We start from the raw sequence: 5,453 nt of genomic DNA on the forward strand, positions 1-5,453 counted from the left end.
CATCCCACCCACCGAACCAAGGGGAAGGCACGGCCGTCAGACGTGAGGGACAACCGAGAGAGCCGACTCCTGCTCGTCCTGCTGGTCGCCGTCGCGTTCGCGCTGATCACGGTCGACCTCCGCGGCGGCGAGCAGTCGCCGCTGGACGGGGCCCGGCGCGGCGCCGCCACGGTGCTCGGACCGGTACAGAACACCGTCGCCGGCGCGGTCGACCCGGTGGGCAACGCCGTGGCCGCCGTCCGGGACTCCGGCAAACGCCACGACCGGCTGGCCGCGCTGGAGCGGGAGAACGCCGAACTCAAGCAGCGGCTCGGCTCCGACGACCGCAACCGCTCCCAGGCCGAGGAACTGGACAAGCTGCTGCGGACCGCCGCCGCCGGCCAGTACGGCGTCAAGGGGGCGCAGGTCATCGCCATCGGCGCGGCCCAGGGCTTCTCCTGGACCATCACCATCGACGTGGGTGAGCGCGACGGCATCAAACGGGACATGACGGTGCTCAACGGGGACGGCCTCGTCGGCCGGGTCACCACCGTCGGCCCCTCCACCTCCACCGTCCTGCTGGCCACCGACCCGGACTTCACCGTCGGAACCCGGCTGGAGAAGAGCAACGAACTCGGCTTCGCCAACGGCCGGGGCGACAGCTGGCTGACCGTGCAGCTGCTCAACACCCGGGCGAACGTCAAGAAGGGCGACCGGATGGTCACCTTCGGCTCCAGCAACAACCGGCCGTTCGTGCCCGGCGTGCCGGTCGGCGAGGTCATCCAGGTGACGCCCTACAGCGGCGACCTGACCAGGACCGTACGGGTCCGCCCCTACGTCGGCTTCAGCAGACTCGACATCGTCGGCGTGGTGGTCGAGGGCCCGCGGAAGGACCCGCGCGACATGGTGCTGCCCGACCCGCCGAAGAAGAAGCCGGTCCCCACCGTGACGGTCACGGTCACCCCGGGAGCCGAGGACGCGGCCGACGGCCAGGACGGCGACGGCCCACAGGCCGACGGCCAGCAGGGCGACGGACCGCCGGACGGGCAGGCCGCGCCACCGGGCCCCGACCAGGACCAGTACCCGGACCAGACCGACGAGCAGGGGGACTGACAGATGCTGCGTTTCAACCGCGTCCTGCTCTCCACCACCCTGGTGATCGTCGCCCTGGTGGTGCAGGTCAGCGTCCTCGCCCGACTGCAACTCCCCGGCGCCACCCCGGACCTGCTGCTGCTCACCGTGCTCGCCCTGGCCCTCGTCTACGGCCACACCAGCGGCGCGCTCATCGGCTTCGGCGCCGGCCTGCTCGCCGACCTCGCGCCGCCCGCCGACCACGCCGTCGGACGTTACGCGCTGGTGCTCTGCCTGGTCGGCTACGCGGCCGGCCTCACCAAGCCGGAGAACGGCCAACACCGCAGCGCCACCGGGCCCATGGTGGTCGTCGCCGTCGCCGCGGTCTCCTCCACCCTGCTCTACGCCGGAGTCGGCGCACTGGTCGGCGACACCGCCGCCCGCCACGTCGGCCTGTGGAGCCTGCTGCTCACCGCCACCCTCTACGACCTGCTGCTGGCGCCCTTCACCGTGCCGCTGATCATGGCGTTGGCCCGCCGCGCCGACCACGACCCACTGGCCGAGAACGCGACCGCCGCCGGTGCCGGCGCCGGCGACAGCCCGCTCGGCTGGATCGGCGGTGGCACCGGCGGCCGACTGGCCCGCGCCGAGAAGCAGCTGGGCAAACCCGGCCGCAACACCAACCTCGGCGGGCGGCGCAACAGCCTGCTCGGCCGCTCGGCAAGGAGATCGGCGGCACGCATCAAGGGTGTCAAGCGGCTGTGACGGAGGTGAGGAAGTGAGCAACATCCCGGAGACGGGCCGGTCGTCGCGTGTCACCATCCGGCTCGTCGCCCTCCAGATCATCGTGTTCTCGCTGCTGCTCACTCTCGGCGGCCGGCTCTGGTACCTCCAGGTCCGCAACGGCGAGGAGTACGAGCGGGAGGCCGCCGGCAACCACGTCCAGCAGGTCGTGCAACCCGCCACCCGCGGCGCCATCCTGGACGCCCGCGGCGTGCCGCTCGCCGACAACGAGACCCGGCTGGTGGTGTCCGCCAGCCGCACCGAGCTGATGAGGATGAAGGACCGGGGCGAGGCCGTCCTCACCCGGCTCGCGGACGTGCTCGACCTCAGCTACCGCGAGGTCGCCGAGAAGGTCCGGCTGTGCGACGCGCAGACGCCGCAGCCGTGCTGGAACGGCTCCCCCTACCAGCCGATCCCGATCACCGACGAGGCCACCACCCAGCAGGCCCTCCAGATCAGGGAACGCGCCGAGGACTTCCCCGGTATCACCGCCGAACCCACCGCCGTCCGCCGCTACCCGGCGCCCTACAAGGCCGGCACCTCCCAGGTGCTCGGCTACCTCTCGCCGGTCACGGACGAGGAGGTCGAGCAGGCCAGGGACACCGACTCGCCGCTGCTGCGCTCGGACCAGGTCGGTCGCTTCGGACTCGAACGCACCTACGACCGCCAGTTGCGCGGCAAGGCCGGGGTGACCCGCTACGAGGTCGACAAGCTCGGCCGGGTCATCGGCGAGGCCGAGGGCGACCGCGCCATGGCCGGGGCGTCCGTGGTGACCAGCATCGACTCCCGCGTGCAGGCCATAGCGGAGAAGCAGCTGGACAAGGCGATGAAGCAGGCCCGAAACGAGGTCGACAAGATCACCGGCCGGCCGTACGAGGCCGACTCCGGCGCCGTGGTGGTGATGGAGACCAGGACCGGGCGCGTCGTCGCGATGGCCTCCAACCCGGACTACGACCCGAACGCCTGGGTCGGCGGCATCTCCGGCAAGGAGTACGCGCGGCTCACCGGCAAGGACTCCAACTTCCCGCTGCTCAACCGGGCCATCCAGGGTCAGGCCCCGCCCGGGTCGATCTTCAAGATCGTCTCCAGCGCGGGCGCGGTCAACGCCGGCTACCCCTTCGACGGCCGGTACAACTGCGGCGCCTCCTACAGCCTCGGCAACCAGACCTACCGCAACTTCGAGTCCACCGGCCACGGCCCGATCAGCCTCGGCCGCGCGCTGGAGGTCTCCTGCAACACCGTCTTCTACGCCCTCGGCCACCAGGAATGGCGCAAGGACGGCGGCATCAACCCCAAGAAGAAGCCCAACGAGTACCTCTACAAGGCCGCCAAGGGCTTCGGCCTCGGCAGCCCCACCGGCATCGACCTGCCCAGCGAGGTCTCCGGCCGCATCCCCGACCGGGAGTGGAAGCAGAAGTACTGGGAGCTGAACAAGAACGCCTGGTGCAAGCAGTCCAACTCGGACGCCGACGACTACGTCACCCGACTGGCCAAGGAGAACTGCGTCGAGGGCATGAACCTGCGCGCAGGCGACAGCATCATCTACGCCATCGGCCAGGGCGACACCCTCGTCACCCCGATCCAGATGGCCACCGCCTACGCGTCCATCGGCAACGGCGGAAAGCTGGTCACTCCCACCGTCGGCAAGGCGGTCATCAGCCCCGACGGCCGGCACATCGAGGAGATCAAGCCGCGCAGCCACGGCAGGGCCCCCGCCGCCAAGCGGACCATCGCCCAGATAGACGAGGCGCTGCTCGGGGTCACCACCCGGGGTACCGCCGCCTGGCGGTTCGGCAACTGGCCGCACGACGACATCCCGATCCGCGCCAAGACCGGTACGGCGCAGGTCCAGGGCAAGCAGACCACCTCGTGGCTGGCGACGTACACCGACGACTACACCATCGTCATGACGATCTCCCAGGCCGGTACCGGCTCCGGCGCCTCGGGCCCCGCGGTACGCAACATCTACGACGCGCTCTACGGCGTACTGCCCGACGGCACGATCGACAGGAAGAAGGCCCTGCTTCCCGAGCCGCAGCGCGAGCTGCCGCGCATCGGGGAGAACGGGGACGTCAAGGCCGAACGCACCAAGAAGTCGATCGTCGCCGAGTGGCGGGACGCGGAGTTCGAGTAGATGAGCATCCACTCCTTCGACACCGCCCGCTTCGAGCGGCCGAAGAGCCTGTGGGCCAGGCTGCGGGCCCGGGACTCCCTGGCCCGCCGCCTGGACTGGCCGCTGCTGCTGTCGGCCCTCGCGCTGTGCGTGATCGGCTCGCTGCTGGTGTGGTCCGCCACCCGCAACCGCACCGAACTCACCGGCGGCGATCCCCACCTCTTCCTCGTCAAGCACGTCATGAACGCGCTCATCGGCATCGCGCTCGCGGCGGTGGTCCTGTGGGTCGGCCACCGCCGGCTGCGCTCGGCCTGGTGGCTGCTGTACGTGCTGGCGCTCATCCTCGTCGCGCTGGTGTACACGCCGATCGGCGCCACCATCAACGGCGAACGGGCCTGGCTGAACCTCGGCGGCGGCTTCTTCCTCCAACCCTCGGAGTTCGCCAAGGTCACCGTGCCGCTGGCGATGGCCGTGGTGCTCGCCGCCAAGGTGGACGCCGGCGACCGGGAACACCCCGACCACCGGACCGTGCTGCTGGCCCTCGTCCTGGCCGCCATCCCGATCGCCGTCATCGCCGACCTCGGCCAGGTCATGGTGCTCGCCGTCATCGTGCTCGGCGTGCTGCTGGCCTCCGGGGCCTCCAACCGCTGGGTGTTCGGACTGATCACCGCCGCCGTCGCGGGCGGCGTCGCGGTGTGGATGCTCGACCTGCTCGACGAGTACCAGATCAACCGGTTCGCCGCCTTCGCCAACCCGGCACTCGACCCTTCCGGCGTCGGCTACAACACCAACCAGGCCCGCATCGCCATCGGCTCCGGCGGACTCACCGGAAAGGGCCTCTTCCAGGGCACCCAGACCACCGGCCAGTTTGTTCCCGAGCAGCAGACGGACTTCATCTTCACCGTGGCGGGGGAGGAGCTGGGCTTCCTCGGCGGAGCCCTGATCATCGTCCTGCTCGGCGTGGTGATGTGGCGCGCCTGCCGCATCGCCATGGAGGCCACCGACCTCTACAGCACGATCATCGCCGCCGGCGTCGTCGCCTGGTTCGCCTTCCAGTCCTTCGAGAACATCGGCATGGCGCTGGGCATCATGCCCGTCGCCGGCCTCCCGCTGCCGTTTGTCTCCTACGGCGGCACCTCGATGTTCGCCGCCTGGATCGCCGTCGGACTGCTCCAGTCCATCCGGATACAACGCCCCCTCTCCGCCTGACCCGGCCGGCCGGACGCTCGGGGCCGGGCGGACGCGGGCACGCCCGGCCGGCCCTGAGCCGTTGCGGGCCGCGCCCGGCGGAACTACCGTCCAGCCATGGTGTCCGTGGTGCGTGAGACCGAGCGCAAGTACACCGCACCGGCCGGTCGCGAACTGCCGGAGATCCCCGACCTGACCGGCGTGGCGGGCGTCGCGGCCGTGCACGACGACGGCGTCCGGACGCTCCACGCCCGCTACTTCGACACCGTCGACCTCCGGCTCGCCCACGACGGCGTCACCCTGCGCCACCGCACCGGAC

Annotated in this window: 4 protein-coding genes and 1 pseudogene; all 5 read left to right on the forward strand. The window is 70.9% G+C overall.

Annotated elements, in window-relative coordinates:
* The first annotated feature begins 42 nt into the window (after positions 1-42).
* On the forward strand, positions 43-1,092 hold the full coding sequence (gene mreC, locus GL263_RS20440) for a rod shape-determining protein MreC (protein WP_182857188.1): 1,050 nt from the start codon (positions 43-45) through the stop codon (positions 1,090-1,092).
* Positions 1,093-1,098: 6 nt separating this feature from the next.
* A complete protein-coding gene (gene mreD, locus GL263_RS20445; protein WP_182857191.1) occupies positions 1,099-1,815 on the forward strand; it encodes a rod shape-determining protein MreD in 717 nt (238 codons plus the stop codon).
* A gap of 13 nt (positions 1,816-1,828) precedes the next feature.
* Entirely contained in the window at positions 1,829-3,967 is a 2,139-nt protein-coding gene (mrdA, locus tag GL263_RS20450; RefSeq protein ID WP_182857189.1) for a penicillin-binding protein 2, read from the forward strand.
* Positions 3,968-5,155 (forward strand): rod shape-determining protein RodA, encoded by a 1,188-nt coding sequence (gene rodA / locus GL263_RS20455; protein WP_182857190.1) that lies wholly within the window; start codon positions 3,968-3,970, stop codon positions 5,153-5,155.
* 96 nt (positions 5,156-5,251) lie between these two features.
* Positions 5,252-5,453 (forward strand): annotated as a pseudogene (locus tag GL263_RS20460) (metal-binding protein); the annotation flags it as partial.

The sequence above is a fragment of the Streptomyces durbertensis genome, assembly GCF_014156695.1.
Classification (GTDB): Bacteria; Actinomycetota; Actinomycetes; order Streptomycetales; family Streptomycetaceae; genus Streptomyces; species Streptomyces durbertensis.